This window comes from Microlunatus sp. YIM B11417 (assembly GCF_059617205.1).
The window spans coordinates 78,149-103,809 of the sequence record NZ_JCAMPJ010000005.1; the positions used below are offsets into that span (position 1 = coordinate 78,149).

Genomic DNA, 25,661 nt, shown 5'->3' on the forward strand with positions numbered 1-25,661 from the left:
AGGGCAGTGTGTCGTCGAAGATCATCATCGGCTCGGCGCCGGATTCGTGGGGCGTCTGGTTCGCCGATGACCCGGAGCAGACGCCGGCGGACCGGTTCTTCACCGAGGTCTCGGCCGCCGGCTACGAGTGGATCGAACTCGGCCCGTACGGCTATCTGCCGAACGACCCGGCCCAGCTCCAAGATCAACTCGACCGGCACGGGCTGAAGGTCTCGGCCGGCACGGTGTTCGAGCACCTGCACCGGCCGGACAGCTGGGACGACGTCTGGAAGCAGGTGTCCGACGTCGCCGGGCTGACCCGGGCCGTCGGCGGCGAGCACCTGGTGGTGATCCCCGACCCGTGGCGTGATCACAAGACCGGCAAGCCGCTGGAGAACCGCGAGCTGACCGCCGACCAGTGGCAGGCGATGACCTCGCAGCTGGACGAGCTGGGCCGCCGGATCGACGACGAGTACGGGCTGCGGCTGCAGTTCCATCCGCACGCCGACAGCCACGTCGGCTATCAGCCGGACATCGAGCGGCTGCTCGAGTCGACCGATCCGCGCTGGGTCAACCTCTGCCTGGACACCGGGCACGTCTCCTACTACGGCGGCGACAACCTGGAGTTGATCAAGAAGTTCCCGGACCGGATCGGCTACCTGCACCTGAAGCAGGTCGATCCCGAGGTGGTCGCGGTGGTCGAGGCGGAGGACCTGTCCTTCCCGGAGGCGGTCAAGCGGGGCGTCATGATCGAACCGCCGCACGGGCTGCCCGCGATGGGCCCGATCCTGGACGCCGTGGCGGAGCTCGGCCGCGATCTCTATGCGATCGTCGAGCAGGACCTCTATCCGTGTGATCCGGACGTGCCGTTGCCGATCGCGCGGCGCACCCACACCTATCTGCGCGGCTGCAGCGGCGCGCCGGTCGAGATCGGCGTGCAGCAGGATGCCTGAACCGCAAGGAGAACTGCGCCTCGCCGTGCTGGGCGTCGGCGTGATGGGTGCCTTCCACGCCGACCGGCTGAGCCGGGTGGTCCGCGGTGCCCGGGTGAGCGTGATCAACGACGCCCGGGCCGAGCAGGCCGAACTGATCGCCGGGCAGATCCCCGGGGCCCGGGTCGAGCCGGACCCGCTGGCCGCGATCGCGGCCGACGACGTCGACGCGGTGGTGATCGCCAGCCCGGGCCGGTTCCACGCCGAGCAGGTCGCGGCCTGCCTCGACCGCGGGATCCCGGTGCTGGCCGAGAAGCCGCTGACCACCGACGCCGAGTCCGCGTACCGGATCGTGCAACAGGAGGCGGCGCTGCCGTCGCCGCTGATCCAAGTGGGCTTCATGCGCCGCTTCGACACCGAGTACGCCCAGTTGCGAAAGTTGATCACCGACGGCGACATCGGCGAGCCGCTGCTGCTGCACTGTGTGCACCGCAACCCTGGCGCCCGGCCCGAGTTCGACTCCTCGATGATGATCACCGACTCCGTGGTGCACGAGGTCGACGTGGTCCGGTTCCTGCTCGGCGAGGAGATCACCGCCGTCCAGGTGATCAAACCGGCCCCGACTCCCGGCACCCCGGACGGCCAGTCGGACCCGATGCTGGTCCTGCTGACCACCGAGGGTGGCCGGGTCGCGACGGTGGAGATCTTCGCCCGGTCCGGTGCCGGCTACCAGGTCCGGACCGAACTGGTCGGCTCCGCCGGCAGTGCCCTGATCGGCCTGGACCGGGGCATGATCACGACTGGGCGGGGCGCGGCCGGGGTGCAGCGGTCGGAGGCGATCGCGCCGACCTTCATCGAGCGGTTCGCCGCCGCGTACACGACCGAGCTGCAGCGGTTCGTCGACGCCGCCCGGACCGGCGGGGTCGACGGCCCGGGCGCCTGGGACGGCTACGCGGCCGCCGCGGTGTGCGAGGCCGGCGTTGCTGCCGTACGGACCGGGGAGCGGGTCGAGGTCGCACTGCAGCCCCGCCCCTGACCACGGTCGCGGCGCGCATGGTGCCGTTCCGGCCCGGAGGCCGTACGGTTCACAGATGAGGTTTCATCTGTACGAGCGGACCAGCGAAGACACCGACCAACCGAGCGGCACCGATCTCGGCAGCTATGGGAGCCTCGACGAGGCCAAGGAGGCCACGCCACCGCGCCGCTGGGTGGCCCGGCGCGGCGCGAACGGACGGCGGGTGTGGTTGGGCCTGCCGACTGCCGGTGCGAGCTGGTACGACCAGGTCCGGGAGCGCCCCGACCCGCGCTGATCGCCGGTCCGGCGGTTCGACACGCTCCCGGCCGAACCCGTGACCGACCGGCGGGCCCGATTAGGGTGGCGGGATGCGTTACGCGGTGATCATGGCCGGCGGGTCCGGGACGCGGCTGTGGCCGCTGTCGCGCAAGGGGATGCCGAAGCAACTGCTGCCCCTGGTCGACGGCAGGAGCACCCTGCGGCTGGCGTACGAGCGGCTGGCGGGAGTGGTCCCCGACGAACGCATCCTGGTCTGCACCGGGGCCGCGCACACCGACCTGGTCGCGGCGGACCTGCCCGAGCTGGACCCGGCCAACCTGCTCGGTGAGCCGGAGGGCCGGGACTCGCTGAACGCGATCGCCTGGCCGGCCGCGATCCTAGCCGAGCGCGACCCGGACGCGGTGATGACCGTGCTCAGTTCGGACCACCTCATCTCGCCGGTCGACCGCTTCGCCGACGCCCTCCGGGAGGGCTTCGCGGTGGCGGAGGCCGACCCGGCGGCGCTGGTCACCTTCGGCGTGGTGCCGACGTCGCCGCACACCGGCCTCGGTTACCTGGAACGGGGCGGCGAGGTCGCCGGGCGGGCCGGTGTGTGCCGGGTCGAGGCCTTCGTCGAGAAGCCGGACCGCGCCACCGCGGAGAGCTATCTCGTCTCCGGCCGCTACTGGTGGAACTCGGGCATGTTCGTCTGGCGGGCCGAGACCTTCCTTGATCAACTCCGGCAGCTGCTGCCGGAGACCCACACACGGGTCCGTGAGCTGGCCGCGCACCCGGACCGGCTGACCGAGCTCTATCCCCAGCTGCGCAAGATCAGCGTCGACTACGCGATCATGGAACCGGTGTCGCAGGGCCGGGCGACCGGTCACGTGCTCGCGGTCGGACTGCCGATCGACTGGCAGGACATCGGCGGCTACGCGGCGCTGGCCGAACTGCTGCCGCACGACGAGAGCGGCAACGCCGCCGAGGGCCCGAGCGTGCTGCACCAGTCGAAGGACAACCTGGTGATCAACCAGTCCGGCGACGGCCGGCTGGTCGCCATGGTCGGCATGTCCGGCACCGTCGTCGTCCAGACCCCGGAGATCACCCTGGTCTGCCCGCTCGCCGAGGCCGGCCGGGTGAAGGAGCTCGTCGCCGAGGTCGCGGCCCGGCTCGGTACCGACTACGCCTGACCAGGCTCGACGCCGGTCACCGTGCCCGCCGCGTCGGTACGGTAGCGGCCCTTGCTCAGATCGACCAAGATCAACTCGTTGCCGAACGGGTCTGCCACCACGGCCACCCGGCCCACCGGGATGTCGGCCGGCTCGCTGATCATCCGGCCGCCGGCGGCGATGATCGTCGCGGCCGCGGCGTCGGCGGAGTCGACCAGCCAGTTCGGCGCGTAGGGCAGCCCGGTGGTCAGCACCAGTTCGGTCTCCGTGTCCGGACAGCGCAGCCCGGCCTGGCCGAGTTCGTCGTTGCGCCAGAGCAGCTCGTGGCCCAACTGGTCGGCGTAACAGGCCAGACCGGCGTCGAGATCGGGCACCGGCACCGTGACCGCATCCACCGACCGCAGCAGGGGCTGATCCATCCCGCCAGGCTAGTCCCGGGACGCTGGCGAGGACGGTTCCGGGCGAGTTGCGTCTGGCTGCCGTCTCGACCGGTCTCTGGCGTGCGTCGACCGGCCCTCGGGGACCGTCGGTGTGGCGGGGCCGGCGCACGGCCGCTCAACGGGCTTGGTCCGAGGCGGGTCCCGGCCTGGGGCGTCCTCGGCAGGCGGCGCATCCTTCTCAGGCGCGCTCGGCCTGGGTTGCCGTGCCGGCTGGTCGGCTGGGGCTCGCCTCGAGAGCGGCGAGAACGTCGCGCGCGACCGCGGCCACCGAGACCGCGCCCGTAGTGTCCACCCCGATCACCGGGCCCAGCCCCATCGGCTCCATCTGGGCGGCCAGCTCCCACCAGCCGGCCTTCGACTCGGGTCCCTGCGGATGGACCGTGTGGCGGGCTCGGGCCAGATGACGTTCCCAGGCGAGTTCGGCGGGCACGTCGCACCAGACCTCGACGAACCGGCCGACCCCGGCGATCATGAGGCCGCGCTCGAAGTGCCCGAGGTCGCGGGTGGGATTGGCGACCGTCTCGACCAGGACCAGTCCTGGCACCTCCGCCGCGAGCAGCCAGATCGTCTCGCCGGTCACCGCTCCGAGCCGCTGCGTGGGCAAGGTATCGACCCCCACCGCGTCGGCCAGCGCCTCCTTGATCCGGTCCTTGCTCAGCCAGGTGGCCCCGAGCTCGGGCGCCAGCTCCCGAGCCAGCGTGCTCTTCCCGGCACCCGGATACCCGTTGATCAAGACCAGCTGCGTCGCCATGCCGATCAACCTAACGATGGCCGCTGTCGGAATTCCTCCACGGGTGTGTCGTTGCCGCGTGGCAGTCGCCTGCGGGCTCCCGCCGGTGGAGAAATCGCGACACCGGTCGGCCGCTGATGGCGAGCCGACGGCGTCGGTCCGCCGGGAGTCGAGTAGGAGGGCGGTTGTCGACATTCCGACGTCGAATCCGGCGAAACGCGTGTGGTTGTCGACAAACCCGCGGTCTTGGGCCGGGCCGGGGCCGGGGGGTCAGCGGGCGGGGGCGGGGACCAGGGTGTCGAGCTTGGGGGCTACGGCGCCGAGGTCGGCGTGGACGGCCAGGATGCGGCGGACCAGGTCGGCCTGGTCGCCGGTCAGGCCGGCACCGGAGATCACGTCGATGATCATGGACTCCGGGTCGTGGTGCTCCAGGACGGACTCGTAGCGGTCGGCCTGGCCGACGGCGGTGAGGACGGCCAGGATGGTCGCCTCGCGGGCGCCGAGGCGGAAGAAGTCCTCGCCCTGGGCGCGGGCCAGGTCGCGGGCCACCGGGACGTCCGGACCGGGCTCGACGACGTGCCGGTCCAGGCCGCGGACGACGGCGACGGGGCGGCCGGTGAGCTTCTCCTTGGCCAGGTCGGCCGCGGCGGCGAGTTCGTCGGCGATCGCGGCCGCGCTGACCTTGAGATCGTTCCCGTACGGATCCGTACGGCCGGCGTAGGAGTCGACCACGCGGACCCCGGCGGCACCGATGGCGAGGTCGGTCTGGCCGATTCGCCAGGCCCGGCCGGAGGTGTCGGAGATGATCACGCCCAGCCGGAGCCCGGTCCGGGCGACCAGGTCGTCGCGCAGCCGGGCGGCGCTGGCGTCGGGATCGAGGGGCAGCAGCAGGACGGTGCCCGGGTCGATGTTGGAGTTGTCGACGCCGGCGGCAGCCATGGTCAGCCCGCCGCGGGTGTGCACGATCCGGGACTCGCCGCGCCGGGCGACGGTGCCGACCGACTCCGCGGTGATCGCGGCCTGCCGGTCGTCGGCCCGGACGGTGCGGCCCTCCGCCTTGCTGATGATCTTGGAGGTGACGACGACGATGTCGCCGTCGGCGAGCGGCCCGGCGTCGTCCCCGGCCACGGCGGTCAAGATCAACTCGGCCAGGTCGGCCCCGACGGTGATCTCGCCGATGCCGGCCGGCGCGAAGATCGTGATCATGCGGCACCGACCTCGGCCGCGGCCTTCCGGACGAACCGGGCGGTCGCCTCCGGGGTCGCCATGATCAGGTCGTCGGTGATCGCCGCCAGCCCACCGGACCGGACCCGGTCCACGGTGGCCGCGTCGGCGTCGTCCATCACCCACAGATCGAGGACACCGTCGCCGGACCGCGGCCCGTAGTGCAGGCCGACCGCCGGGGCGCTCACCTCGACGCCGATCATCGGCAGCAGCCGGTGTGCCATCCCGAGCACCGGGGCGCCGTCGAGGATGCCGGAGAAGCCGATCACCGGCGCCGATGCGCTGCGTACGGCAGCGGAGATGCCCGGCACGGCCAGGATCGGGCCGATCGAGACCACCGGGTTGCTCGGCGCGATCAAGATCAGATCCGCCGACTGCAGTGCGGCCAGGACGCCGGCCGCCGGGGCTGCGTCGTCCATCCCGACCCGCACCATGTCGACGGCCTCGGGCTCCGCGTGCCGGCGTACCCAGTATTCCTGGAAGTGCACCGCCCGCCGCCCGGACGGCGACTCCGGATCGTCGATCACGATGTGGGTCTCGACCCGGTCGTCCGTCATCGGCAGCAGCCGCAGTTTCGGGTCGTCGGCGAGCCAGCGGCTGCACAGCGCCGCGGTGACCTCGGACAGCGGATAGCCCGCGTCGAGCAGTTGGGTCCGGACCAGATGGGTGGCCAGGTCGAGATCGCCGAGGCCGAACCAGGACGGCTCGACCCCGTACCGCGCCAGCTCCTCCTTGACCCGCCAGCTCTCGCCGGCCCTGCCCCAGCCGCGTTGCGCGTCATTGCCGTGGCCGAGCGTGTACATCATCGTGTCCAGGTCCGGACACACCCGGAGCCCGTGCAGGGTGATGTCGTCGGCGGTGTTGACGATGACGGAGAGTTCGGCGTCGGGATAGGCATGGCGGACGCCGGCGGTGAACTTCGATCCACCGACCCCGCCGGCCAGGACTGCGATCTGCACGGCTTCAGTCTGTAACACCGGGCAACCGCGGGCCAGCCGAGGGGTGGGTCGGACACCACCTCGCGGGTCTCCCGGCGTGTGTGCTGCCGGTACGCGGAGCGGGCGCCGGCGAGCGGCTAAGGTGACCTGAGCAAGGCTCGGGGCCACAGGTTCGCCGACCCGCGACTCGGCGGTCCGGTATGAGGTAGGGAGACCATGCTCGATGAGCTGAAGAAGTACCGAGAACTCGTCGTCCTGATTCTGCTCGCGGCAGCGGGGCTACGCCTGCTCGCCCAGCTGATCGGGGCGTTCTTCTACCAGGGCGTGGACGGACCGGACTTCCTCTGGGGTGCCGCGGTGGTCGGCACCGGCACGCTGGACACGCTGGTCGCGGTCGCGCTGGTGGCGATGGTCGCCTGGTGCGCCAAGGACAGGACGCAGAACGCCCGGCTGCTCGCCCTGATCGCCCTCGTGGTGGTCGGCGTGGCGACCCTGTTCGGCTTCATCTACAGCGTGCTCGGACTGGCCGCTCCGACCAGCAATCGGGTCTTCGGGTTCCTGGTCGACCTGACCGCCCTGGTGATCCCGGTGCTGCTCGTGATCGCCCTGTGGCGGATCTTCCAGTCGCTGCCCGCGCCGCAACCCGCACCGCGCCCGCAGCCGGCCGCGCTGCCGCCCGGCTATCCGCAGGGCTACCAGCAGGGACCGCAGCAGGGTCCCGGGATGCAGGCCGGCCCGGGCATGCCGCCCGGTGCCCAGGGCGGTCCGCAGCAGGGCCCAGGCCCGCAGCAGGGGCCGGGGGAGCCGGGCTGGGGCGGTGCCTGGCAGGGCCAGCCGCCCGCGTCGCAGCAGTCGGCGCCGCCGGCCGGCCCGGGCACCTGGCAGCCGCAGCACTCGCCGAACCAGCCGTATTCGCCGACCCAGCCGGCGCACCCCGGCCAGCATGATCAACACGGCGCCCCGGCCGGCTGGCAGGCCCAGTCCGAGGTGCCGACGGCGGGCTCGGCGGCCAGCGGGTACGAGTCCACCGGCCCGATCGGCCAGGCCCCCGCCCCGGGCCAGCAGCAGCACCAGCAGCAGCATCAGCAGCCGCAGCATCAGCAGCCGAACCCGCAGCACCAGCAGCATCAGCCGCCGAACCCGCAGCACCAGCAGCATCAGCCGCCGAACCCGGAGGCTCAGCCGAGTCCGCAGTACCAGGCGCCGCAGGGTCAGCCGTCGCCGGTCGCCGGCCCGCACCCGGGCCAGCCCGGCTCCGCACCGAGCGCGTACGAACCCACGGGCCCGATCCAGCCTCCGGCGTCTGCCGGCTCCGCCGCGAACCAGGGCCAGGGCTACCCGCCGGCGCAGGTTCCCGGCCAGCCCCAGCAACCCGGCGATCAACCGAGCGGATCCGACTCCCGGCAGGCCCAGCCGAACTGGTGGGATCGGCCGAACTGACCCCTGATCAGGGGCCGGGCGGCCGGGTTGGCGTGTCGACCCGGCGCCCGCTACGCTCGCCCGGCGCACCCTGCGGAGGCGTCTGCCCACGGTGCCGGACGAGTGCGCATTATCAGGTCTGCACTTGACTTCTCGGTATTGACAGGCATGTAATTTCACATATGTTGTTCGGCGATGGGATCACGTTCCCCAAGCCCATCACCAAGCAACACCTGATCGCCTCCAACGGCCACCGCGAGCCGGAGGGATGCGGGCATCGGGCGACAACAGGTATCGGGTCGAGGAGGTGCAGCTAGATGCACGAGGAGCCGGAATTCGACGACGACGAGTTCGGTGCACTGAGCTGGCAGGAACGGGCGCTCTGTGCGCAGACCGATCCGGAGGCGTTCTTCCCGGAGAAGGGTGGTTCGACCCGGGAGGCGAAGAAGGTCTGTCTTTCCTGCGAGGTTCGGACGGAGTGTCTGGAGTACGCGCTGTCCAATGATGAGCGGTTCGGCATCTGGGGCGGCCTCAGTGAGCGGGAGCGGCGCAAGCTCAAGAAGCGCGCCGTCTGAGCCCTTCGATGGGCTCCCGGGCCGGATCCGGACCGGGGCCCTTCGACAGGCTCAGCACGTGAAGACGCCGGTCCGGGCACGGCGTCCTCGGGGCTCGGGAGATCGCTCGGATGGAGTGTCGGGGGAAGACGGCATAGAGTATGGGGCGCCCAACCAGGGCGCCCTTGGTGTTTGTTCGGGGCGACGTCGGCCGGGGGCCGGCCCGTCATCCGAACCGCTCCGAGGACCGCCGTACCAATTCCCTTCGCCCGACCCGCGTCGGCCGACGAGGAACCGGCCCAGCCGGCTACTCGTTGGAACTGCTGGTCCGCGGGAGTTCCACGACTTGCAAAGGTTCCAACAATCCACATGGCCAGAGATATCGTTCCCGACGATGCTCTCGAGCCTCGACGCAGTCTCGGCCACCCGCCGGCGCCGTACGAACTCGACCTCGACCCGATGATCGACACCGCCCAGTTGTCCGCGATCACCGTCGGTGATGGCGGCGAGGTGGACCCCTGGGCCTGGGCCCGGGAGGAGGACGACTACAGCCGGCCGGTCGACGTCTCGCGCTGCGAGGTCACCGCGGTGCTGGTCGCCTTCGACGCCGAGCGCTGGCTCTCCGCCACCCTGACCGGACTGTCCCACCTGACCGTACGGCCGACCCGGCTGATCGCGATCGACAACGGCTCGACCGACGGAACCCTGGACCTGCTGCACGACGCGATGACCCGCGGCATCCTCGACGCGGTCTACCAGGGCAAGCGCGGCACCGGCTTCGGCGAAGCGGTCAGCCGGGCCCTCGCCGCCGACGCCGCCGCGATCAACGAGTCCGCCGACACCCGGCTCTTCTTCACCCGCGAGGAGGATCAGCGGGAGCCCTGGTACTGGCTGCTGCACGACGACGCCGTACCGGCTCCGGACGCGCTGTACCAGCTGCTGGCCCACGTGGTCACCGATCCCGACATCGACATCACCGGCCCGAAGCTGCTGCTGCCGAAGCGCCGCCAGGCCACCCGCCGGCTCAGTGAGGTCGGCGTCTCGATCTCCGGTACGGGTCGTCGCGAACTGAGCCTGGACCCCGGCGAGATCGACCAGGGTCAGCACGACGAGCCGCGGTCCAAACTCGGCGTCTCCAGCTGCGGGATGCTGGTCCGGGCCAGCGCCTGGTCCGAACTGGGCGGGCTCGACCCGGCCGTGCCGGTGTTCCGGGACGGCGTCGAGTTCGGCTGGCGGGCCAACCTGCAGGGCTACCGCGTCGTCACCTCGCCGGCGGCCGAGATGGTGCATCGCCAGGTCGGCCGGGCAGGCCTGCGTCGGCGCGGCATCGGCGGCCGTCGGCCGGGCAAGACCGACCGACTCCTCGGCATGCTCGTCGTGGTCGGCCACGCGCCGGGCGCCCAGGTCATCTGGACCTGGCTCCGGCTGGTCTGGAGCTGCATCCTGCGCGCCATCGGCTACCTGGTCGGCAAGGCACCCGGGCGATCGCTGGACGAGCTGCTGGCCCTCGGCTCGTTCGTCGCCCATCCCAACCGGATCAGCCGGATGCGGCGCCGGCTGGCCGCGATCGATCCCGTCTCCGGTGCCGGCGACCTGGTCCGCGAGCTGCGGCCGCCCTGGTGGAGTGGCTTCCGGCTCGCCGGCGAGGCGCTCACCGGCGCCGTCGCCGACCGCTACCAGTCGGTCGCCGGGGCCAGCGAGGTCGCCCTGCTGGACGACCTCACCGCCGACGACTACCTGACCGTCGGCCGCGAGGAGAAGTCCAAGAGTCCGTGGCTGGCGCCGATCGTCATCGCCCTGGTGGTCGCGATCGCCGGCAGCGTGCTCGCCGCGCGGGACCTGCTCCGGCTCGGCTCGCTGTCCGGCCCGGCGCTGCTGCCGGCCCAGGAGTCGCTGGCCGCCGCCTGGAACGCCGCGATCCACCCGATCATCGGGGCTGCCAGCCAGACCAGCCCGCCGTGGCTGGCGCTGGTCGCCCTCGGCTCGACGATCACCTTCGGCCAGCCGGAATGGTTCGTCACGCTGCTGCTCTGCGGGGTCGTCCCGCTGTCCTTGCTGACCGCCTTCCTCGCGGTACGACAGCTGATCGCCGACCGCCGGCTCCGGATCTGGGTCGCCGGTACGTACGCGCTGCTGCCGGTGCTGCTCGGCACCACCAACCAGGGCCGGCTCGGCCTGGCCGTGATCGCGGTGGCGCTGCCGTTCCTGGCGCTCGCGGTGCGGGCCCTGGTGCTGCGCCGGCCGCGCAATCCGGAGGCCTGGCGCGGCGGCTGGGGCGCCGGCCTGGTGCTGGTCGTGCTGATCGCCTTCGAGCCGTCGCTGCTGCTGTTCGCGCTCGTGCTCGGCATCGCCGGTGCGGTCGTCCTGCGCCGGGTGCCGCGCAAGGCGAGCCGGATCCTGATCGCGCTCGGCGTACCGCTGGTCGTGCTGGCGCCGTGGTGGCCGAGCCTGATCACCAGCTGGGGCCGGGTTCTGGTCGGTCCCGACGCGGCGCTGACCGGGGTCGGCGACGCCGCCCGTGTCTGGGAGCTGATGCTCGGCCGGCCCGGTGGTGACGGCCTGCCGCCGATCTGGATCAGCGCCATCGTCTTCGGCCTGATCTGGCTGCTCGCCGCCGTCGGCATCGCCCGGCGGCCGAAGTCGTACACGGTGGTCTCGGCGTGGGTCGCCGGCGGCCTCGCACTCGCCATGGCGATCCTGGTCTCGCGGCTCGTGGTGAACCTGCCGCCGATCGGCGATCAGGCCCGGCCGTGGGCGGGGACGTACCTGCTGATCGCGTTCGCGGCGCTGCTGGTCGCCGCCGGCAGCGGTCTGGACGGCTGGGCCACCGATCTCGGCGATCGCAGCTTCTCCTGGATCCAGCCCGCCTCGGTGCTGGCCGGCGTGCTGATCGGCGCGATCACCCTCGGTGCCGGCGTCTGGTGGGCGGTCGCCGGTGCCGCCGGACCGATCAAACGACAAGCCCTCGACGCCCTGCCGCCGTACGTGGTCAACGCGATGGCCTCCGAGGGCAAGGTCCGTGTGCTGGCGATCGACGCCGGCGGCGACGGGCTGCGCTACTCGGTCGTCGACGAGACCCTGGCCCGGCTCGGTGACGCCGACCGCGGCTACGCCTTCGGCGGCTCGATGGACGCCCGCACCCAGTCCACCGACCTGGTGATGCGGCTGGTGGCCGGCACCGGCGACTCCGACATCGCGCCGCAGTTGAGCGAGCTCGGCGTCGGCTACGTCTGGGTGACCGGCGCCGACGAGGCCGAGCAGGCCCTGATCGGCAACACGCCGGGCCTCGGCACCGCCAGCGGCAACTTCCGCGGCATGGTCTGGCAGGTGCAGCCGCCGCCCAGCCGTGCCGTCCTGGTCGACGGGAAGAAGCGGATCCCGATCCCGGCCGGCGGGACGACGATCGAGCCGGGCGGCGAGAACCGGCGGCTGGAGATCGGCGAACCGGCCGACTGGCGTTGGCAGGCCACGCTGGACGGGATCCCGCTGGCGGCGGTCGACGACGGCTGGCAGCAGGCGTTCCTGCTGCCGCCGCAGGGCGGCCGGCTGGAGTACCGGCTGCCGACCGCGAACTGGCTGCTCGTGCTGCAGGGGCTGGCTCTCGGCGTCGCCGCGATCCTGGCCGCCCCGGCGATCCGCCGACCCGAGGTCCGGGACCCGGCGAAGTCTGCCCGGCGGGCCGCGGCCGGCGGGGCAGGGGAGGTCTGATGTCGGATTACCAGTACCCGGAGCAGCAGGGCCCGGGCCGCGCCTACCAGGACGAGGATCCGGAGGTCGTCGACTGGCACCCGGTGTCCGAGCCGGGCGCCGGCCAACGCGGTGCCGGCCTGCTCGCGGTCGTCGCCGGCATCGCGGTCCTGCTCGGCGGCGGCACGCTGCTGCAGCCCGCGGTCGCCGACCCGCCGCCGGCTCCGGCTCCGGTGATCGGCCGGACCAGCGTGGTCTGCCCGGCCCCGCCGGCCGGCGGGGACGTCCGCTCGGTCGTCCAGGCGGTCGCCAACAAGCAGGAGAACGAACAACCGGGCACGCTGTCCGGCACCGCCGTCGGTACGGACAAGCCGGCCTTCCAGGTGAAGGACCCCGGCAAGGGCGTCACCAAGTCGGCGCCGAAGAACACCCTGATCGTCACCGGTGAGAAGGGCCTGGCCACGTCGAGCAGCGCCGGCACCCTGAGCAACGGGAGCGCCGGGGTGAACTCCGGGCTGCTCGGGGCCACCTGCAGCAAGCCCGGGACCAGCCACTTCTTCGCCGGGATCGGCGCCGAGAAGGACTTCCGGACCGAGTTGGTGATCACCAACCCGGACGAGACGCCGGCCCAGGTCGACGTCACGTTCCTCGGCTCCAAGGGCTCGGTCCCGGTGCCCGGCGGGCCCGGCATCGAGATCCCCGGCCTGCAGTCCCGGGTGATCGCGCTGGACGCCATGGTCACCGTGAAGGGCCCGTTGTCGGCCCAGCTGGTCGCCTCCCGCGGCCGGGTCGCGGTGATGGCGCGGGACTACCGGGCCAAGGGCGACGACCCGCGCGGCGCCGACTGGCACGCCTCCTCCTCGGCGCCGGCCAACCAGGTGATCATTCCGGGCGTGCCGGACGGGCCCGGCGGCCGCAAGCTCGCGGTCGCGAACCCCGGCAACACACCGGCTCACGTGGAGATCGCGGGTCTCGGCCTGCAGGGCGAGTTCGTACCCGCGGGCGGTGATCAGGTGGACGTACCGCCGCAGAGCACGGCCCTGCTCGACCTCGGTCCGGGCCTGGTGGAGCAGGCCGGTGCGGTCAAGCTGACCAGCGACCAGCCGGTCACCGGGGCGATCCGGTCGGACGCTCCGAGCGAGAGCGCGACCGGCGACAAGCTGGTGCCCGATTTCGCGGTGCAGACCGCGGCGCTGCCGCTGCGCCAGGTCGGCGTCCTGCCGTTCGTCGGCGAGTCCGGCATCGAGAGCCAGCTGGTGCTCAGCCATGTCGGCGAGGGCCCGGTGGACGTGATCATCGAGGTGGTCAGCATGGCGGGGGTGACGGTGAAGCTGGAGAAGGTCCAGGTCGCCGCCTCCAGCACGCTGGTACGTCACCTCAGCTCGCCGCTGCCGGCCTACGCCGTGATCCGTACCCCGGAGAACTCGGGGGTCTATGCGGGCCTGGTGCAACGCCGGACCGGCAGCTCCGACGTCTCCGGCATCACCACCCTCGCGGTGTCCTCGCCGGACGTGGCCGACCGGGTCCGCCCGGCCAGCTACGACCCGTGGACGGCGCGCTGACCGTGTCCAGCCGACGCGACCGGCACCAGCGCGGCCTGCGCGGACCGCTGGCGCTGCCGAACCAGCTGAGCCGGCACCCGGCTCGGCCGTTCCGGTCGCCGACCAAGGCCGACTTCTTCGCCGACGCGGTCGACGAGGCGGTCGAGCGGATCGGGCACAACTGCCCGGACGCGCTGGTCGGCATCACCTTCGGGATCGAGGACGTCCCTTATCTGGAACGGGCCTGGACGGGAGCCGAGGTGCCGCTGGCCGCCGCGATCTCCGGCGACGCGGACCGGCTCAGCCAGGTCGTGGTCTACCGGCGGCCGCTGGAGCACCGGGCGGCGTCCCGGACCGGGCTGCGGATCCTGGTCTACCGGACCGTGGTCGAACAGCTCTCCGCGCTGACCGGACGAAGCGTCGCGGAGCTCGATCCGGACGGCGACAGCGACGATCTCTGACCCGGTTCGGGCACGAACTTGATCATGGCGGCGAGCCTCCCGGCGAAGCGTCCCGGGCGGAGGTAGCGTCGGCTCTTGTGACCACCAGGCGCTGCTCCCGATCGGGATGCTCCGGCACGGCGGTGGCCACGCTCACGTACGTCTATCTTGACTCGACCGCCGTGCTCGGGCCGCTGGCCACCCGCGCCGATCCGCACGGGTACGATCTCTGCTCCCGGCACGCCGAAGCCCTGTCCGCTCCGCGCGGCTGGGAAGTGATCCGGCTGGCCATCCCGGACGAGCCGGAACCGAACACCGACGACCTGCTGGCTCTCGCCGACGCGGTCCGCGAGGTCGGCCTCGGCTACGACGAGCAGACCCAGCCCGAGGACGGCACCAAGGACCGTTCCTCCGGCGTCGTGGAGTTGGGCCGGCGTGGTCACCTGACCGTCCTGGCCGACCCCGACAACTGATCCAACTAACCTGGTCCGGTGATCACACCCGGAATCTTCAAGGCCAACGACATCCGCGGTCGCGCCGTGGCGCCGGATCCCGCCTGGGACGCCGACGGAGCCCGGGACATCGGGGCCGCTTGGGTCGAGGTCACCGGGCTGCGGCCGGGCGTCGACCAACTCGTCATCGGCCGGGACATGCGGCTGACCAGCCCCGAGTTCGCCGCGGCGTTCGCCGACGGAGTGGCGAGCGCCGGGGTCGACGTGATCGACATCGGCCTGGCCAGCACCGACCAGCTCTGGTATGCCTCCGGGGCGCTCGGCCTGCCCGGCGCCATGTTCACGGCGAGTCACAATCCGGCGCCGGACAACGGGATCAAGTTCTGCCGGGCCGGCGCACTGCCGGTCGCCTCGGCCGATCTCGTCGCCCTGGCCGAGCGGGTCCTGGCCGGTCCGCCCGCCGAGCCGGCGGCGCGGCGCGGGACGATCACCGAACGGGACCTCCTGGCGGACTACGCGGCGTACCTGCACTCGCTGGTCGACCTGGCCGGGCTGCGCCGGCTCCGGGTGGTCGCGGACGCGGGCAACGGCATGGCCGGGCACACCCTGCCGGCCGTGCTCGGTTCGCTCGACCTGGACCTGATCGGCCTCTACACCGACCCCGACGGCACCTTCCCGAACCACCCGCCGAACCCGCTGGAGCCGGAGAACCTGGTGGACGCCCAGGCTGCCGTACGGGAGCACGGCGCGGACCTCGGCCTGGTCTTCGACGGCGACGCCGACCGCTGCTTCCTGATCGACGAGACCGGCGCCGTGGTCAGCCCGTCGGTGATCACCGCGATGATCGCCGGTCAGGAGCTGGACCGGGAGCCGGGCGCGACCATCGTCTGCAACACGATCACCTCGCGGTCGGTGCCGGAGCTGGTGCAGCGGCGCGGCGGTAAGGTCGTGATCACCCGGGTCGGCCACACGTTCGTCAAGGCCGCGATGGCCGAGCACGGCGCGATCTTCGGCGGCGAGCACTCCGCGCACTACTACTTCCGCGACTTCTGGGGCGCCGACACCGGCATGCTGGCCGCGTTGCACGTGCTGGCCCTGGTCGGCCGCACCGACGCTCCGCTTTCCAAGCTGGTCGAGGAATTCTGCTCGTACGTGGAGTCCGGGGAGATCAACTCCACGGTCGCCGACCAGAAGTCGATCATGGACCGGCTGGCCGCCGCGTTCGAGGACCGGGGCGAGCTGAGCACGCTGGACGGCCTCACCGTCTCGGGGCCTGGCTGGTGGTTCAACGTCCGCCCGTCGAACACCGAGCCGCTGCTCCGGCTCAACGTCGAGGCGGCCGATCAGGCCACCATGGCGGCCCTCCGCGACGAGGCCCTTTCGCACATCCGCCGTCCCTGACCGGAGAACCCGCCCGGAGTCGGTACGGTTAGCGATGCATGACCTGAGGAGGATGCGATGGTTGTCGAACTGGCGCCGGAACTGCTGGAGATCCTGTCCTGCCCCAGCTGCCACGGGGCGCTGGCGGTTGATCATGATCGGGACGAACTGACCTGCGTCGCCCCGGACTGCGGACTGGCCTATCCGGTGCGGGATCAGATTCCGATCCTGTTGATCGACGAGGCCCGCCGCCCGGACGGGGCGTAGTGACCTCGATGACGATCTTCGATGATGCCTGGCTGGACGATCAGCAGGCGTTGCGCGGGGCGGATCCGGTGCTGCGGCGGCTCGCCGAGGCGGGCGCGCGGCTGCGCCGGGAGACCGAGGCGGCCGAGCAGCCGCGGCAGAAGCTGGCCGAGATCCCGCGGCCGCGCGCGGTGATCGCGGTCGGCTCCGAGGCGCGGTTCATCCGGGCCATGCTGGAGCCGGTCTGCCCGGTGCCGTTCGTGGCCTGGCCGCATCACGGTCTGCCGGGCTGGGTCGGCGCGCTCGACCTCGTGGTGGCGATGGCCAGCGACGGCGCCGAGCCGGGCCTGATCATGAGCGTCGCCGAGGCGACCCGGCGGGGCAGCATGTCGCTGGTCGCCTGCCCGGAGTCCTCCCCGGTGGCCGACCACACCAGTTCCCGGTCCACCACGCTGCTGCCGACCACGACGGCCGACACGCTGGCCGCGGCCATCGTCGTGCTCGACGCGCTGCACCTGGCCCAGCTCGGGCCGATGGTCCGGCCGGACCTGGTCGCCGACGCGATGGACCTGGTGGCCGAGGAGTGCTCGGCGTACCGGGATCTGTCGGAGAACCCGGCGAAGGACCTGGCCCTCGGGCTGGCCGACGCGCACCCGCTGGTCTGGGGCGGTTCGGTGCTCGCGGCGCGGGCCTCCCGCCGGGTGGCCGAGGCGGTCCGGGCCGGGACCGGCCGGGCCGCGCTGGCCGCCGACGCCCGGGAACTGATGCCGATCCTGGACGGCGCGGCGCCGCGGGACCCGTTCGCCGACCCGTTCACCGACGTGCTGCCGGTGGACCGGCGGCCGGGCCTGTTGATCTTGGACGACGGCGACACCGACGAACTGATCCGGTCGGCGCACACCGGGCTGCTGGCCGTGGCGGAGCGGAACGACGTCCGGGTCAACACGATCGGCCATCGCGGCGGCTCCGACGTCGAGAGATACGTCACGCTGCTGCAGACCGGGATGTTCGCGGCCGTCTTCCTGGCTGTCGGTCTCGGCCGCTACCACGACGTCTGAGGTGACCTCGGTCTGGCAAGATAAGCCGGCGTGAGTGCTGAAGGTGGGACGAAGGCCGTCGTCGCGGCCCTGGCGGCGAACTCGTTCATCGCCCTGTGCAAGTTCGGCGGCTGGGCTCTGACCGGAGCGTCGTCGATGCTGGCGGAGGCGATCCACTCGGTGGCCGACGCGGGCAACCAGGCCCTGCTGCTCGTCGGCGGTCGCCGGGCCCAGCGGTCGGCGACTCCGGAACACCCGTTCGGCTACGGGCGGGAGCGCTATGTCTTCGCCTTCATCGTGGCGATCGTGCTGTTCAGCGTCGGCGGCCTGTTCGCGCTCTACGAGGCGTACCACAAGTTCGAGGAGATCCAGGCGGGTCACGGCAACGAGCTGCTGGAGAGCCAGTGGTGGTGGGTGCCGATCGTGATCTTGGTCGCGGCGATCGTCGCCGAGTCGCTGTCGTTCCGTACCGCGATCCGGGAGTCCAGCAAGACCAAGGGCCGGCAGACCTGGGGCCGGTTCATCCGGTCGGCCAAGTCGCCGGAGCTGCCGGTGATCCTGCTGGAGGACCTGGCGGCGCTGATCGGCCTGGTCTTCGCACTGCTCGGCGTCGGGCTCACCTTGATCACCCACAACGGGATCTTCGACGTGATCGGCACGGCCATGATCGGTCTGCTCCTGGTGACGGTCGCGATCACGCTGGCGGTCGAGACCAAGAGCCTGCTGGTCGGCGAGTCGGCCACCCCGCAGTCGATCAAGGCGATCGAGGCGGCGCTGGCCGGGACCGAGGGCGTGGACCGGATCATTCACATGAAGACGCTGCACCTGGGGCCGGAGGAGGTGCTGGTGGCGGCCAAGATCGCGGTCACCAACACGGACTCGGCGACCGAGGTGGCCGACACGATCAACCGGGCCGAGACCGCGATCCGCGAGGCCGACCCGATGGTGACCGCCCTCTACCTGGAGCCGGACCTCTACCAGGAGGACTACCGGCCGCAGCCGCGTCCGGAACGCCCGGCCGCCCCGTCCCACTGAACGGCTCCCGCGATGACGAAGATCCTGATCCTGAACGGCCCGAACCTCGGCCGGCTCGGCAAGCGCCAGCCCGAGGTGTACGGCTCCACCACGCATGATCAACTCGCCGAGCGCCTGGTCGCGTACGGGAAGGAACTCGGCGTCGAGGTCGAGGTCCGGCAGACCGATCACGAAGGTGAGCTGGTCGGCTGGCTGCACGAGGCCGCCGACCACTCCCTGCCGGTGGTGCTGAACCCGGCCGCCTGGACCCACTACTCGATCGCCGTCGCCGACGCGGTCGCCCAGCGGACGGCCGACCTGATCGAGGTGCACCTGTCCAACGTGCACGCCCGGGAGGAGTTCCGCCGCCACTCGGTGATCACGCCCTACGCGACCGGAGTGATCGCCGGTCTCGGCATCGCCGGCTACGAACTCGCCCTGCGCCGGCTTGCGCAGCCCACCGCCTCCTGACCCGCGCCTCCGCCGCACCGTTCACCACTTCCCCACACCTTTCGCCGCTTTACCAGAGAAGCAACGCGGGTGAAGTGCCGGTTTTTCACGTAACGTGAAAACCTGCCCAGCGTGACGGTTGGGATTCAAGCCCTGGCCGCCCGGGAGAGTTGATCAAGTCGGCTGAGCTCGGCGTCGGACAGGGCCAGGCTCATCGCTCCGGCGGCCTCGCTCGCCTGGCTCGGCTTCGAGGCGCCCGGGATCGCCACCACGGTCTCGCCGTAGAACGTGATCAGCCAGGCCAGCGCGACCTGGCTCGGGCTGGCGCTGTGCTCGCGCCCGATCTTGGTCAGTTCCTCGATCAGCGGCGCGGTGCGGCGCAGGGTCCGCGCGTCGAAGCCGCCGACCAGCCGTCGGAACGGCAGCAGGTCCGACCGGGCTTGTTGATCATGGAAGCGGCCGGTGAGCAAGCCGGACCGCAGTGGTGAGTACGCGATCAAGGTGATCCCGAGCCGCCGCGCCAGCTCGAGCACCCCGTTCCGCTCGACGTCTCGGTGCAGCAGGCTGATCTGTACCTGGTTCGAGGCCAGCACCAGGTCTTCCCGTGCCAGCACCGCGTGAGCCAGCTCCAATTGCCGGGCGGAGAAGTTGCTCACGCCGATCGCGGTGATCTTGTGCTGGTGCGCGAGCCGGGCCATCGCCTTGAGTTGCGCGGTCAGTGAGGAGAAGCTGCCGTGCGGCAGGTGGATCTGGTGCAGGGCGATCGGGTGGCCCTGCAGCGCGGCCAGTCGGTCGTCGACGGTGCGGACGATGCTGCCCGCGGTCCGCAGGCCGGGGGACCACTTGGTCGCGATCGGGACCTCGCCCGGTGCCACGCCGAGTTCGCGCAATGCGGTGGTGAGGGCGCGTTCGGAGCGGCCGCGGCCGTACATCTCGGCGGTGTCGAACCAGCCGGCGCCGGCCCGGATCGCGGCGCCGACGATCTCCGTGACGGCCGGCTGCTCCAGCGGCGCGTAGAAGAGCCGAGCGACCAGCCCGGCGCCGGCGAATTGCATGCAGCCCAGGCCGATCGGCGTGATCTTGACGTCGGTGCGGCCGAGGCTGCGGGTGGCGGTGATCATCGAGCCCTCCTTGGTGTGAGACAAGTATGTCTCATCATAGTACGCATCTGAATCCAGGGCGGACCAGCCTGTAATGTCCTGGGGCATGGCACGACAGCCCGCGCTGCAGGACCGGATCTCGGCCGGGATCCTCGATGCGGCTGCCGCGGTGCTCGCCGAGCGCGGGCCGGCGGCGAGCATGAGCGAGATCGCCGCGGCCGCCGGGGTGGGCCGGGCCACCCTCTATCGCTACTTCCCGAACCGCGACGCGCTGCTGACCGGCCTGATCCGAGCCGCGACGGACGAGCTGCAGGCGCGGGTGGCGGCGGCCGACCTCGAGGCGGTTCCGGTCGAGGTGGCGCTGGGCCGACTGGCCCGGGCGTTCCTGACCGCGGGTGCCAAGTACGCCGTCCTGGCCGGCGTGGACAAGAAAGGTCTCGGAGATTCCGGTGAACTCGAGGCACAGGTACGGCGACCGGTGCGTGAACTGATCGCCCGCGGCCTGGCCGACGGCACCTTCCGGAAGAGCATCGGCGCTGACGTACTGCTCGATTCCCTGGCCGCCCTGCTGGAACACGGCCTGGCTCGGGTGATGGCCGGCGAGGCCGGAATCGAATCGGTCGTTGACTCCCTGGTCGACCTTTTTCTCAACGGAGCGTCAGAGCACTAGTGTGGCCAGCATGGACTTTCGCGTAGCAGACCTCGGCCTCGCCGAATTCGGCCGCAAGGAGATCAGACTCGCCGAGCACGAGATGCCGGGCCTGATGGCGATGCGGGAACAGTACGGAGACAGCAAGCCGCTGAGCGGTGCGAAGATCGCCGGTTCGTTGCACATGACGATCCAGACGGCGGTGTTGATCGAGACCCTGGTCGCCCTCGGTGCCGAGGTGCGCTGGGCGAGCTGCAACATCTTCTCCACCCAGGATCACGCCGCGGCGGCGATCGTCGTCGGCGACGGCACGCCCGAGGATCCGAAGGGTGTTCCGGTGTTCGCCTGGAAGGGCGAGACGCTGGAGGAGTACTGGTGGTGCACCGAGCAGATCCTCACCTGGCCGAACGGCGAGCTGGCCAACATGATCTTGGACGACGGCGGTGACGCCACGCTCCTGGTGCACAAGGGCGTCGAATACAGCAAGGCCGGCGAGGTGCCCGAGCCGGGCGCCGACGATCCGGAGGAGCTGCGGGTCATCCTGTCCGTGCTGAAGGCGTCGATCGCCGCCGGCCGGAACTGGACCGAGGTGGCGAACGCGATCAAGGGCGTCACCGAGGAGACCACCACCGGCGTGCACCGCCTCTACGACATGGCCAAGGCGGAGTCGCTGCTGTTCCCGGCGATCAACGTCAACGACTCCGTGACCAAGTCGAAGTTCGACAACAAGTACGGCTGCCGGCACTCCATGATCGACGGCCTGAACCGGGCCACCGACGTGTTGATCGGCGGCAAGGTCGCGGTCGTCTGCGGGTACGGTGACGTCGGCAAGGGCTGCGCCGAATCCCTGCGTGGACAGGGCGCTCGCGTGTTGATCACCGAGGTCGACCCGATCTGCGCGCTGCAGGCGGCGATGGACGGCTACCAGGTGACCACCCTCGAGGAGGCGCTGCCGATCGCCGACATCTACGTCACGGCGACCGGCTGCTTCAACGTGATCACCGCGGACCAGATGAGCCGGATGAAGCACCAGGCGATCGTGTCCAACATCGGCCACTTCGACAACGAGATCGACATGGCCGGGCTGGCCAAGATCGCCGGCGTCGAGCGGACCAACATCAAGCCGCAGGTCGACGAGTGGACGTTCGAGGCCGGCACCGACCGGGCGCACTCGATCATCGTGCTCAGCGAGGGCCGGCTGATGAACCTCGGCAACGCCACCGGGCACCCGAGCTTCGTGATGAGCAACTCCTTCACCAACCAGGTGCTGGCCCAGATCGAGCTGTTCACCAAGACCGAGCAGTATCCGGTCGGCGTGTACGTGCTGCCGAAGCACCTGGACGAGGCGGTCGCGCGGCTGCACCTGGACGCGCTCGGCGTGAAGCTGACCACCCTGACCGAGAAGCAGGCCGACTACCTCGGCGTGCCGGTCGAGGGGCCGTTCAAGCCCGATCACTACCGCTACTGAGTTCCTGACCTCGACCCGATGGCCGGTCGAACCGCGCTGACCGCGGTTCGGCCGGCCATCAGGCTTTGCGGCGCAGGGCAGGGACGACCTGGCTGATCAGGAGTGGTGCGAGATCATCCGGCAGCGGGTTGGCGCGGAGGTCGAGCCAGCGCAGTTCCTCGATCTCCGCGGCCGGTGCGCCCACGGTGACCGGTGGATGCTCGAAGACCCTGGACTCCACCTCCCGCCCGGCCTCGTTCGCCGCGACGCCACGGAAGGTGCCGACCTCGCGGAGGGCGGCGCCGTCCAAGATCACGGCAAGCTCCTCGGCGCACTCGCGGACCGCCGCCTGCCGAGCCGTCTCGCCCGGCTCGGGCTTCCCGCCCGGCAGCATGAACCGGTCCGTGCCGCGCTTGCGTACGGTCAGGATCTGGCCGGCGTCGTTCCGCAGGACGACCGTGCAGACCCGGATCAACCTCGTCACGTCGCCAACCTAGTGCCGTGACGCCGGCGCGGTTTCGAGGTGAATTCCTGCCGGTTACACCCGGCAGGAATTCACTCAGGTTCGGCTCGCGAGGGTCGATCCGGTCCCCGAGACGGCGTGGCCTGGTTCACAGACTCCGTGAGCCGCCGGGCAGTAGGGTCGCAGGATGGTGATCATGGACGATTACGCCCGGTTGTTCCGGCTCGACGGGCGGCGGGCGCTGGTGGTCGGGGCTGGCAACGGGATCGGGCGGGAGTCGGCGCTGGCGCTGGCGGCGCACGGTGCGGACGTGATCGCCGCGGATCTGGACGCCGAGGCCGCGGCGGCCACGGCGAAGCTCGCGGGCGGGCGGAGCCACCCGCTGGATGTGCTGGACCGTGACGCGATCACGGCGGCCGCGGCGGAGTTCAGCGATGTCGACGTCCTGGTGTTCACCGCCGCGACGAACGTACGCAAGCGGCTGGTGGACTACACCGACGAGGAGTTCGACCGGGTGATCGGGCTCAACCTCGCGGCGTCGTTCCGGCTGATCCGGGCCTTCGGGGCGCCGATGGCCGAGCGCGGCCGGGGCAGCATCATCGGGTTCAGCTCGATCCGGGCCACGACGGTCGAGCCCGGCCAGGGCGCCTATGCGGCCACCAAGTCCGGCCTGATCCAGCTGCTGCGGACCGCCGCCGCCGAGTTCGGCCCGCGCGGGGTCCGCTGCAACGCGGTCGCGCCGGGCATCGTCGCCACCCCGCTGACCGCGCAGATCCGGGCGGACGAGGCGTGGTCGGCCGCGTACGCCAGCAAGAGCGCGCTGGGACGCTGGGCCGAGCCGTCCGAGATCGCCGGTGCGGTGGTCTTCCTGGCCAGCGACGCGGCCAGCTACGTGACCGGCAGTTGCCTGATGGTCGACGGCGGCTGGACCGCGGTGGACGGGCGCTACACCCCGCCCGCCTGACCGAGAACTGCGTCGCGCCTGAAGCTGCACACCTGGCGGCGCCCGGGCACGCACATCGCTGCGTTCTCCTCGGTCGCGTTGCGGCCCAGCAGCCCTTCCTCGTCGGCCTTGCGCTGCACGCACCCGGACACCGCCAGGCGCACAGCTTCAGGCGCGACGCAGTTCCAGATGATCGCGGCGCAGCCGGTCCATGAACGCCCGCTGTGCCCTCGGGCCACCGCGGTCCAACTCCTCCGAGGTACGGCTCAGCTCGTCGTCCGCGCCCAGTTGGCGATGCCCCCAGACGCCGAACTGGACCAGCGCCGGCAGCAGCGCGATCGAGCGCTCGGTGAGGCTGTAGATCGCCTTCTGCCGATGCGTCGGATCGGGCCGGCGGGTCAGCATCCCCGCCGCGGTCAGGGCCTGCAGTCGATCGGCGAGCAGCTTCGTCGAGATGCCCTCGTCCGAACCCAGCAACAGCTCCCGATAGTGCCGCCGACCCGCGAACATCACGTCGCGCAGGATCAGCAGCGACCACCGGTCACCGAGCAGTTCGACCGCGAGGTTCAGCGGACACTCCGAACGCGACGTCGCCATAGTGATGGTTTTTCCCAAGTAGTTGCAATCTGCTCACAGCATAGCCTAGAGTCAGAACTGCTTTGGAAAGGTAACTAGTCGAAGTGAGGAAGTCATGACGGAGCAGCAGACGCCCACCGCGGACCCGATCAAGATGGGCGGCCGTGGAGCCGGGGTGAACGAGGACGCGCAGGACCCGCAGTGGGACGACGTCGTGCAACGACTGCGCACGGGAGGCTGGCGCTGGCTGACCACGCTGCGCCACGGCCAGCCGCACACCCGGCCGGTGTTCGCCGCCTGGTCGGACGGGACCCTCTTCATCGCGTCGAAGAGCAGCACCCAGAAGAGCCGCAACCTGGACGCCGACGGCCGCTGCTCGGTGGCCGCCGACGTCGACAGCTACCACCTGGTCGTCGAGGGCATCGCCCGCCGGGTGCTCGACGAGGCCACCCTGGGCCGGGCCTCGACGGCCTTCCAGGAGGTGTACGGCTGGCCGACGACCGTCGCCGGCGACGAGCTCGACGCGGAGTACGGTGCGCCGACCTCCGGCGGCCCGCCGTACCGGATCTACCAGGTCACGCCGACCACCGTGCACGCCTTCCCGGCCAGTGCCGACTTCGTCCCGACCCGCTGGACCTTCTGACCGTCGGCGCTACCAGTCCCAGCGCAGGCCGACCGACCCGGGACCGGTGCGGTGCCAGGCGTGGGTGAGGTTGGCCCGGATCACCGGGGCGGGTGTCTCGCCGCCGTCGAACGCGGTGAACGCCACCGCCGACCTGGGGATCGCGGGCTCGGCGAACCGCACGCCGAGGCTGACGCTGCTCGCCCGGTCCTCCAGGTAGATCCGGTAGCTGTCGGCCTCCGGCTCACCCGGCGACCAGTCGGTCCGGGTGCCGATCAGGGCCAGTTCGCCGAGCTGCAGCGGCCGGTCCAGCTCGAAGACCCAGACGAAGATGCCGTGCTCCATGTCCCGGGTGCTCGCCGTCAACCGGCCGCCGACCAGCGCCTCGGCGCGCAGCGGATGGTTCGGGTCGGCCGAGGTCACCACCAGCGGCACCCGATCCAGCGGCCGGACGGCCCGGATGGTCGCGAAGATCGTCAACAGGGTCGGCCGGCGATCGGCGCCGACCTCGAGGATGTGCTGCGTCGAGGACAGGACGAAGCCCGGTTCGACCGACAGCCCGACCTTCTCGTAGAGGGCAGCCATCAGCGCGGGCTGGTCGACCTGCTCGCCGAGCAGTTGCCGGGGCGGACGTGGGCCGGGCCGTCGCGACGGCTGCAGGCTGCGCCGGAGCCTTGCCGGAGCCAGTCCCAGCAGCTCCTCGATCGCGTCGATGGCCTCGAGCGAGGCCTGGTGCTCGGGTTGCCGCCGGCCGGTGCGCCAGGAGCGCAGGGCGGCGGGACTGACCCGCTGGCCCCGGGACCCGAGCCGTCGCGAGAGTTCGGCGGCATCGATCCGCCGCTCGGTCATGATCGCATCCAGGACCCGCGCGAACTCTGGCAGCCCGTCGTCCGGGACCGGTCGGTTCGTCACCACGTAATTTCCTCCATCACGTGAGACAGGTCACGGAAAACCGT

At 71.4% G+C, this 25,661-nt stretch carries 27 protein-coding genes; 19 read left to right on the forward strand and 8 right to left on the reverse strand.

Annotation, left to right across the window (positions count from 1 at the left end; genetic code table 11):
• Positions 1-8: 8 nt before the first annotated feature.
• The 4 genes from AC6CCG_RS22840 (at position 9) to AC6CCG_RS22855 (ending at position 3,374) form a co-directional block, all read left to right on the forward strand.
• Positions 9-932 (forward strand): sugar phosphate isomerase/epimerase family protein, encoded by a 924-nt coding sequence (locus AC6CCG_RS22840; protein WP_496657002.1) that lies wholly within the window; start codon positions 9-11, stop codon positions 930-932.
• Complete coding sequence (locus tag AC6CCG_RS22845; RefSeq protein ID WP_496657004.1) at positions 925-1,947, forward strand: Gfo/Idh/MocA family protein; 1,023 nt, start codon at positions 925-927, stop codon at positions 1,945-1,947. The genes AC6CCG_RS22840 and AC6CCG_RS22845 overlap by 8 nt, the downstream gene beginning before the upstream one ends.
• A 55-nt stretch (positions 1,948-2,002) precedes the next feature.
• Positions 2,003-2,221 (forward strand): hypothetical protein, encoded by a 219-nt coding sequence (locus AC6CCG_RS22850; RefSeq protein ID WP_496657006.1) that lies wholly within the window; start codon positions 2,003-2,005, stop codon positions 2,219-2,221.
• Between the two features lie 73 nt (positions 2,222-2,294).
• Positions 2,295-3,374, forward strand: coding sequence for a mannose-1-phosphate guanylyltransferase (locus AC6CCG_RS22855; protein ID WP_496657008.1), 1,080 nt, complete (start codon positions 2,295-2,297; stop codon positions 3,372-3,374).
• Here the strand turns inward: AC6CCG_RS22855 and AC6CCG_RS22860 are convergent.
• From AC6CCG_RS22860 to cofD, 4 genes are all read right to left on the reverse strand, one after another.
• On the reverse strand, positions 3,365-3,772 hold the full coding sequence (locus AC6CCG_RS22860) for a VOC family protein (protein ID WP_496657010.1): 408 nt from the start codon (positions 3,770-3,772) through the stop codon (positions 3,365-3,367). The genes AC6CCG_RS22855 and AC6CCG_RS22860 overlap by 10 nt on opposite strands.
• A 199-nt stretch (positions 3,773-3,971) precedes the next feature.
• Complete coding sequence (locus AC6CCG_RS22865) at positions 3,972-4,544, reverse strand: P-loop nucleotide/nucleoside kinase family protein (protein WP_496657012.1); 573 nt, start codon at positions 4,542-4,544, stop codon at positions 3,972-3,974.
• A gap of 249 nt (positions 4,545-4,793) precedes the next feature.
• Positions 4,794-5,729, reverse strand: coding sequence for a coenzyme F420-0:L-glutamate ligase (gene cofE, locus AC6CCG_RS22870; protein ID WP_496657014.1), 936 nt, complete (start codon positions 5,727-5,729; stop codon positions 4,794-4,796).
• Positions 5,726-6,706 (reverse strand): 2-phospho-L-lactate transferase, encoded by a 981-nt coding sequence (gene cofD, locus AC6CCG_RS22875; protein ID WP_496657016.1) that lies wholly within the window; start codon positions 6,704-6,706, stop codon positions 5,726-5,728. The genes cofE and cofD overlap by 4 nt, the downstream gene beginning before the upstream one ends.
• Positions 6,707-6,901: 195 nt before the next feature.
• On the opposite strand from cofD, the gene AC6CCG_RS22880 reads away from it, so the two are divergent.
• From AC6CCG_RS22880 to aroQ, 11 genes are all read left to right on the forward strand, one after another.
• On the forward strand, positions 6,902-8,125 hold the full coding sequence (locus AC6CCG_RS22880) for a hypothetical protein (RefSeq protein ID WP_496657018.1): 1,224 nt from the start codon (positions 6,902-6,904) through the stop codon (positions 8,123-8,125).
• A gap of 296 nt (positions 8,126-8,421) precedes the next feature.
• Entirely contained in the window at positions 8,422-8,679 is a 258-nt protein-coding gene (locus AC6CCG_RS22885; protein WP_179750449.1) for a WhiB family transcriptional regulator, read from the forward strand.
• A 348-nt stretch (positions 8,680-9,027) separates the two neighbouring features.
• Complete coding sequence (locus tag AC6CCG_RS22890; RefSeq protein WP_496657021.1) at positions 9,028-12,366, forward strand: glycosyltransferase; 3,339 nt, start codon at positions 9,028-9,030, stop codon at positions 12,364-12,366.
• On the forward strand, positions 12,366-13,907 hold the full coding sequence (locus tag AC6CCG_RS22895; protein ID WP_496657023.1) for a DUF5719 family protein: 1,542 nt from the start codon (positions 12,366-12,368) through the stop codon (positions 13,905-13,907). Before AC6CCG_RS22890 ends, AC6CCG_RS22895 begins: the two co-directional genes overlap by 1 nt.
• Positions 13,892-14,347, forward strand: coding sequence for a metallopeptidase family protein (locus AC6CCG_RS22900; RefSeq protein ID WP_496657024.1), 456 nt, complete (start codon positions 13,892-13,894; stop codon positions 14,345-14,347). The genes AC6CCG_RS22895 and AC6CCG_RS22900 overlap by 16 nt, the downstream gene beginning before the upstream one ends.
• Before the next feature lie 122 nt (positions 14,348-14,469).
• Positions 14,470-14,799, forward strand: a complete 330-nt coding sequence (locus AC6CCG_RS22905; RefSeq protein ID WP_496657026.1) for a DUF3499 domain-containing protein — start codon at positions 14,470-14,472, stop codon at positions 14,797-14,799.
• Positions 14,800-14,817: 18 nt separating this feature from the next.
• Positions 14,818-16,179, forward strand: a complete 1,362-nt coding sequence (locus tag AC6CCG_RS22910) for a phosphomannomutase/phosphoglucomutase (RefSeq protein ID WP_496657028.1) — start codon at positions 14,818-14,820, stop codon at positions 16,177-16,179.
• A 57-nt stretch (positions 16,180-16,236) separates the two neighbouring features.
• On the forward strand, positions 16,237-16,425 hold the full coding sequence (locus AC6CCG_RS22915) for a Trm112 family protein (protein WP_496657029.1): 189 nt from the start codon (positions 16,237-16,239) through the stop codon (positions 16,423-16,425).
• Positions 16,426-16,433: 8 nt separating this feature from the next.
• On the forward strand, positions 16,434-17,462 hold the full coding sequence (locus AC6CCG_RS22920) for an SIS domain-containing protein (RefSeq protein ID WP_496657031.1): 1,029 nt from the start codon (positions 16,434-16,436) through the stop codon (positions 17,460-17,462).
• A 30-nt stretch (positions 17,463-17,492) separates the two neighbouring features.
• Positions 17,493-18,476 carry a cation diffusion facilitator family transporter gene (locus tag AC6CCG_RS22925; RefSeq protein ID WP_496657032.1) on the forward strand — a complete coding sequence of 328 codons (984 nt, stop codon included), beginning with the start codon at positions 17,493-17,495 and terminating at the stop codon, positions 18,474-18,476.
• A 12-nt stretch (positions 18,477-18,488) separates the two neighbouring features.
• Positions 18,489-18,926, forward strand: coding sequence for a type II 3-dehydroquinate dehydratase (gene aroQ / locus AC6CCG_RS22930; protein WP_496657033.1), 438 nt, complete (start codon positions 18,489-18,491; stop codon positions 18,924-18,926).
• Between the two features lie 125 nt (positions 18,927-19,051).
• Here the strand turns inward: aroQ and AC6CCG_RS22935 are convergent, their stop codons facing one another.
• Positions 19,052-20,026, reverse strand: coding sequence for an aldo/keto reductase (locus tag AC6CCG_RS22935; RefSeq protein ID WP_496657034.1), 975 nt, complete (start codon positions 20,024-20,026; stop codon positions 19,052-19,054).
• An 85-nt stretch (positions 20,027-20,111) separates the two neighbouring features.
• Between AC6CCG_RS22935 and AC6CCG_RS22940 the strand changes: the two genes are divergently transcribed.
• Positions 20,112-20,675 carry a TetR/AcrR family transcriptional regulator gene (locus tag AC6CCG_RS22940; protein WP_496657035.1) on the forward strand — a complete coding sequence of 188 codons (564 nt, stop codon included), beginning with the start codon at positions 20,112-20,114 and terminating at the stop codon, positions 20,673-20,675.
• Positions 20,676-20,685: 10 nt separating this feature from the next.
• Positions 20,686-22,122, forward strand: coding sequence for an adenosylhomocysteinase (gene ahcY, locus AC6CCG_RS22945; RefSeq protein ID WP_496657036.1), 1,437 nt, complete (start codon positions 20,686-20,688; stop codon positions 22,120-22,122).
• 58 nt (positions 22,123-22,180) lie between these two features.
• Here ahcY and AC6CCG_RS22950 read toward each other — a convergent pair whose 3' ends face one another.
• Positions 22,181-22,585 carry an NUDIX hydrolase gene (locus AC6CCG_RS22950; RefSeq protein ID WP_496657037.1) on the reverse strand — a complete coding sequence of 135 codons (405 nt, stop codon included), beginning with the start codon at positions 22,583-22,585 and terminating at the stop codon, positions 22,181-22,183.
• 175 nt (positions 22,586-22,760) lie between these two features.
• Here AC6CCG_RS22950 and AC6CCG_RS22955 point away from each other — a divergent pair, with 175 nt between their 5' ends.
• On the forward strand, positions 22,761-23,528 hold the full coding sequence (locus AC6CCG_RS22955; RefSeq protein WP_496657038.1) for an SDR family NAD(P)-dependent oxidoreductase: 768 nt from the start codon (positions 22,761-22,763) through the stop codon (positions 23,526-23,528).
• Between the two features lie 147 nt (positions 23,529-23,675).
• Here the strand turns inward: AC6CCG_RS22955 and AC6CCG_RS22960 are convergent, their stop codons facing one another.
• Positions 23,676-24,104 carry a winged helix-turn-helix transcriptional regulator gene (locus AC6CCG_RS22960; RefSeq protein ID WP_496657039.1) on the reverse strand — a complete coding sequence of 143 codons (429 nt, stop codon included), beginning with the start codon at positions 24,102-24,104 and terminating at the stop codon, positions 23,676-23,678.
• Positions 24,105-24,198: 94 nt separating this feature from the next.
• Between AC6CCG_RS22960 and AC6CCG_RS22965 the strand changes: the two genes are divergently transcribed.
• A complete protein-coding gene (locus AC6CCG_RS22965) occupies positions 24,199-24,726 on the forward strand; it encodes a pyridoxamine 5'-phosphate oxidase family protein (RefSeq protein WP_496657041.1) in 528 nt (175 codons plus the stop codon).
• Between the two features lie 9 nt (positions 24,727-24,735).
• Here the strand turns inward: AC6CCG_RS22965 and AC6CCG_RS22970 are convergent, their stop codons facing one another.
• On the reverse strand, positions 24,736-25,620 hold the full coding sequence (locus AC6CCG_RS22970) for a helix-turn-helix domain-containing protein (protein WP_496657042.1): 885 nt from the start codon (positions 25,618-25,620) through the stop codon (positions 24,736-24,738).
• Positions 25,621-25,661: the final 41 nt, after the last annotated feature.